General features: G+C 31.7%; 1 pseudogene. It reads left to right on the top strand.

What is annotated here, in order from left to right:
- Positions 1 to 192: pseudogene (locus tag SPADD19_RS11260) on the top strand (hypothetical protein); the annotation flags it as partial.
- Positions 193 to 208 lie beyond the last annotated feature (16 nt).

Raw genomic sequence — 208 nt, 5'->3', positions numbered from 1 at the left:
AAGCCTGATAGTTTTACAATTGATCAAGAAAGTAACACCTTCCTTTTATCAGGAGAAGGTAGAACTGATTCAACAGTAAAATATAAAGTTAAGGATGGCACCATTACAGTCGATATATCTGGAATAGAACATGAATATTACCAAAAAGGCAGTAAAGCATATAATAAAGCACTTCAACAATATAATAAGTAGAAATAGAGCGATGAAG

Origin of the sequence: Streptococcus parasanguinis, assembly GCF_001578955.1 — a bacterium.
Lineage (GTDB): Bacteria > Bacillota > Bacilli > Lactobacillales > Streptococcaceae > Streptococcus > Streptococcus parasanguinis_U.
The sequence above is the reverse complement of the archived record's forward strand: the minus strand, read 5'-3'. Positions and strand labels throughout refer to the sequence as shown.